This is a genomic window from Pseudonocardia pini (assembly GCF_013870575.1).
Taxonomy (GTDB): Bacteria; Actinomycetota; Actinomycetes; order Mycobacteriales; family Pseudonocardiaceae; genus Pseudonocardia; species Pseudonocardia pini.
Map to the genome: position 1 here is coordinate 1 of NZ_JACBXB010000508.1, position 4,072 is coordinate 4,072.

Genomic DNA, 4,072 nt, shown 5'->3' on the forward strand with positions numbered 1-4,072 from the left:
CGAGGAGTACCCGCGCACGGACCCGGCGGTCATCTGCCTGGTCCACGACGGCGCGGACCGCGTCCTGCTCGCCCGTCAGCCGGTGTGGCCGCCCGGGCGCTACTCCGTGCTCGCGGGCTTCGTCGAGGCGGGCGAGTCGCTGGAGGCCTGCGTCGCGCGCGAGATCGGCGAGGAGGTGGGGCTCGACGTCACGGACGTCACCTACCTCGGCAGCCAGGCATGGCCCTTCCCGCGCTCGCTCATGCTGGGCTTCCACGCGCGAGCGGACCCCGACCAGCCGCTGGTCCCCGCGGACGGCGAGATCGAGGAGGCACGCTGGATCACCCGCGCCGAGCTGCGCGAGTCGATGGCGAGGGGCGACTGGGCCGCCACCCCGGAGCCGGGGAGCAGGACGGTGCTGCTCCCGGGCCGGGTGTCGATCGCCCGCTCGATGCTCGACGCGTGGGCCGAGCTCGACTGATCGGGGGCTCGACCGACCAGGCGGCTCGACCGATCAGGCGGCGGCGAGCTTGCGCTTGACGTCGGCGAAGCTCGGGTTGGTCGCCGTCGTCTCGTCCGGGTAGACCACCGTCGGCACGGTCTGGTTGCCGCGGTTCACGCCCTCCACGAACCGTGCGGCGTCGGGGTCCCGCTCGATGTCGATCTCGCGGTACGCGATGCCCGCCTCGTCGAGCTGGAGCTTGAGGCGGCGGCAGAAGCCGCACCAGGTCGTGGTGTACATCGTCAGATCGGCCATGTCCGGTGCAACAGTCCTGAGGAGGCCGCCGTTCCCGCTGTGCCGTGGGTCACTGTGTGCCCGTTCCCGAAACCGTCGGGGGTGTTTGTCAGGATGGCTCCCGTGACCCAGCCCGCCGCCCCCACGACCCCGTCCCCCCGATGACGGACCACCTCGACGAGGAGCAGCGCGCGGCGGTGACGGCGCCGCGTGGGCCCGTCTGCGTGCTGGCGGGCGCGGGTACCGGCAAGACGCGCACGATCACCCACCGGATCGCCCACCTGGTGGCGCACGGGCACGTCGCGCCCGGGCAGGTCCTGGCGGTCACGTTCACCCCGCGGCCCGCGCACCCGGCTCCGCGCGCTCGACGCGTCGGGCGTCCAGGCCCGCACCTTCCACGCCGCGGCCCTGCGGCAGCTCCGGTACTTCTGGCCCCAGGTCGTGGGCGAGCGGCCGTGGCAGCTGCTGGAGGGCAAGCTCCGGCTGGTCGGGCAGGCCGCGGCGCGGGCCAAGGCGGGCACGGACTCCGACGCGCTGCGGGACATGGCCACCGAGATCGAGTGGGCCAAGTCGAGCCTGGTCACCCCGGAGTCGTACGCCGCGGAGGTGGCCCGCCGGAACCGTGACGTGCCGGGCCCGGCCGAGCAGGTCGCGCTGGTCTACGCCGGGTACGAGGCCCTGAAGAACCAGGCCGAGCTGCTGGACTTCGACGACCTGCTGCTCCACGTTGCGGCCGCGCTGGAGGAGCACGGCGCCGTCGCCGAGGAGTTCCGGGACCGGTACCGCTGCTTCGTGGTGGACGAGTACCAGGACGTCACGCCCCTGCAGCAGCGGGTGCTCGATGCCTGGATCGGCCCGCGGGACGACCTGACCGTCGTCGGGGACGCCAACCAGACGATCTACACGTTCGCGGGCGCCTCGCCGCGGTTCCTGCTGGACTTCCCGCGCCGCTTCCCCGAGGCCACCGTCGTGCGGCTGACCCGGGACTACCGGTCCACCCCGCAGATCGTGTCCGCCGCCAACACGGTGATCGGCGCGGCCCGGGGCCGGGTGGCCGGGAGCAGGCTCCGGCTCGTCGGACAGCTGCCGCCGGGGCCGGACCCGGACTTCTCCGAGCACCCGGACGAGCCGGAGGAGGCTGCGGCCGTCGCCGCCAAGATCCGCCGGATGGTCGCCGACGGGACGCCCGCCGCCGAGATCGCCGTGCTCTTCCGGATCAACGCGCAGTCCGAGGTCTACGAGCAGGCCCTCACCGAGGCCGGGGTGCCGTACCAGGTGCGGGGCGGCGAGCGCTTCTTCACCCGGGCCGAGGTGCGCCGGGCGATGGGGACGCTGCGCACCGCGCCGCCCCTGCCGCCGGGGAAGGACATGGTCACCGCGGTGCGCCGGGTGCTCAGCACGGTCGGCCTCACGGACGAGCCGCCCGCCGGTGCGGCCATGCGGGCGCAGTGGGAGTCGCTGCTCGCGCTCGTCGGGCTGGCCGAGGAGCTCGTCGCCGTCGAGCCCGAGGCAGACCTGCGGCGGTTCTCCGCCGAGCTCGAGGCCCGGGCGGACGCCGCGCACCCGCCGACCGTCCAGGGCGTGACGCTCGCGTCGCTGCACGCGGCGAAGGGGCTGGAGTGGGACGTCGTGTTCCTCGTCGGGGTGGTCGACGGGACGCTGCCGATCCAGCACGCCGAGGGGGACGAGGCGGCGATCGAGGAGGAGCGCAGGCTGCTCTACGTCGGGGTCACCCGCGCGCGGCGGGTGCTCCGGATCTCCTGGGCGCTGGCCCGGAACTCGGGGCGCGGGCGGCAGCGGCGGCGCAGCCGGTTCCTCTACGGGCTGATCCCGGAGGAGCACCCCGCCTCCCGGGTCGCGCAGGGCGGTCAACGCCGGGCCAACGGCGTCAAGCCGCGGTGCCGGGTCTGCGGCGAGCCGCTGATCGGCACCGAGGCACTGAAGCTGCAGCGGTGCGGCGCGTGTCCGTCCGATGTGGACACCGAGCTCCTCGAACGGCTCCGGGACTGGCGGGGTGACGTGGCGAAACGCCAGGGCGTCCCGTCCTACGTGATCTTCACCGACGCCACCCTCACCGCCATCGCCGAGCAGCGTCCCGCGGACTCCGCGGCGCTCGTCGGCATCCCGGGGATCGGGTCCCGGAAGCTGGACCGCTACGGCCCCGAGGTGCTCGCCCTCGTGAGCGACTCGGGGTGAGTCACGAGATGCTTCCCGAATCAACGGATTTATTCAGTTGTGCGCGTCTGACCCCCCGGTTTACTGTCATTCGCACGGACGGAGCAACAGCCCGTCCCCTGCCACGGCCCGCATCGAAAGGAGGCACGCCGCGATGAAGATCTTCACGATGACCCGGACCACGGGATCCGTGTGCGGTGTGCCGGCCAAGGGTGCCGCGACCGTCACCAAGCCCGAGTCCGCGCGTCTCCGCGGTGGCTGGGCGCAGCGTGCCTACGTCCCGCAGGGCGTCGGCGTCATCGATCACAACTGGACAGGTGTGACCGTTCCACCCGGGCCGGGTCGATATTCGACCTGATCAGCCCGACCGGCCGAGACTTCGGGGCCGCGGAACCCACACCAGGGATCCGCGGCCCCTTTTTTGTTCCCCTGACCAGGGCGGACAGCCCAGGGGGAGCGGAGGAGACCGAAGAGAAGAAACACCCACCACACAGGAGGTAGTGCGGTGCTAGTGAGATCCACCCCGTGCGACGGCGGGGCGATCACGACCGAGACCGGCGGCGGCGACACCGCCCCGATGATCGGAGGGCTGCTGTCCGACGTCCCGGAGACGGGCCTGGACCTGCCGTGTCGGCGGGGGGGGGACGCGGACCTGTGGTTCGCGGAGTCCCCGGCCGAGCTCGAGCGGGCGAAGGCGCTCTGCGCGGACTGTCCGCTCAGGATCGAGTGTCTGGCGGGCGCGCTCTCACGCGAGGAGCCGTGGGGGGTGTGGGGCGGCGAGATCTTCGAGAGGGGAGTCGTCGTCCCGCGCAAGCGCCCCCGGGGCAGGCCGAGCAAGGCCGACCTCGCCCGAGACCAGGCCTGGGCCGAGGCCCAACAGCGGGCCCAGGAACTGGCCAAGGCGCTCGGCGCCCGGTCCTACGCCTGACCCGACCACCACTTTCGAAGTAGGAGAACAGATTCCGATGAGCACCTTCGTGACGCCGATCGACCACCCGAAGCAGCCGACCACCCTCGACGCCCAGGGGACCGCCATGTTGCTCATGAACGAAGCCCTCGCCCGATCGCGACAGCGCGACGCGGAACAAGCCGGGTACGAGCATCGACTCGTACGCAGGCTCGCCGCGGAGCGTCGCTGGGCGCGCGTGGCGGCCTACGCCGCCCGCCGCGCCGAGCGCGCCC

Annotated in this window: 4 protein-coding genes and 1 pseudogene; 4 read left to right on the plus strand and 1 reads right to left on the minus strand. The window is 73.0% G+C overall.

Going from position 1 to position 4,072, the window contains the following annotated elements; all coding sequences use genetic code 11:
- The coding region (gene nudC, locus H5J29_RS23485; protein ID WP_181783205.1) for an NAD(+) diphosphatase at nucleotides 1–460 on the plus strand (460 nt) is incomplete at its 5' end.
- Nucleotides 461–493: 33 nt separating this feature from the next.
- Here the strand turns inward: nudC and H5J29_RS23490 are convergent.
- Nucleotides 494–736 (minus strand): mycoredoxin, encoded by a 243-nt coding sequence (locus H5J29_RS23490; RefSeq protein WP_181783206.1) that lies wholly within the window; start codon nucleotides 734–736, stop codon nucleotides 494–496.
- Between the two features lie 140 nt (nucleotides 737–876).
- Here H5J29_RS23490 and H5J29_RS35955 point away from each other — a divergent pair.
- From H5J29_RS35955 to H5J29_RS23505, 3 genes and pseudogenes are all read left to right on the plus strand, one after another.
- Nucleotides 877–2,911 (plus strand): annotated as a pseudogene (locus H5J29_RS35955) (ATP-dependent DNA helicase UvrD2).
- Nucleotides 2,912–3,467: 556 nt separating this feature from the next.
- The gene (locus H5J29_RS23500) at nucleotides 3,468–3,818 is read left to right on the plus strand and encodes a WhiB family transcriptional regulator (RefSeq protein WP_181783208.1); all 351 of its coding nucleotides are present in this window, start codon (nucleotides 3,468–3,470) and stop codon (nucleotides 3,816–3,818) included.
- Nucleotides 3,819–3,855: 37 nt separating this feature from the next.
- The coding region (locus H5J29_RS23505; RefSeq protein WP_181783207.1) for a hypothetical protein at nucleotides 3,856–4,072 on the plus strand (217 nt) is incomplete at its 3' end.

Excerpts from the sequence above, each read along its gene's own strand:
- H5J29_RS23490 (WP_181783206.1), bottom strand. The coding sequence starts at position 736 with ATGGCCGATCTGACGATGTACACCACGACCTGGTGCGGCTTCTGCCGC.
- H5J29_RS23500 (WP_181783208.1), top strand. The coding sequence starts at position 3,468 with ATGATCGGAGGGCTGCTGTCCGACGTCCCGGAGACGGGCCTGGACCTG.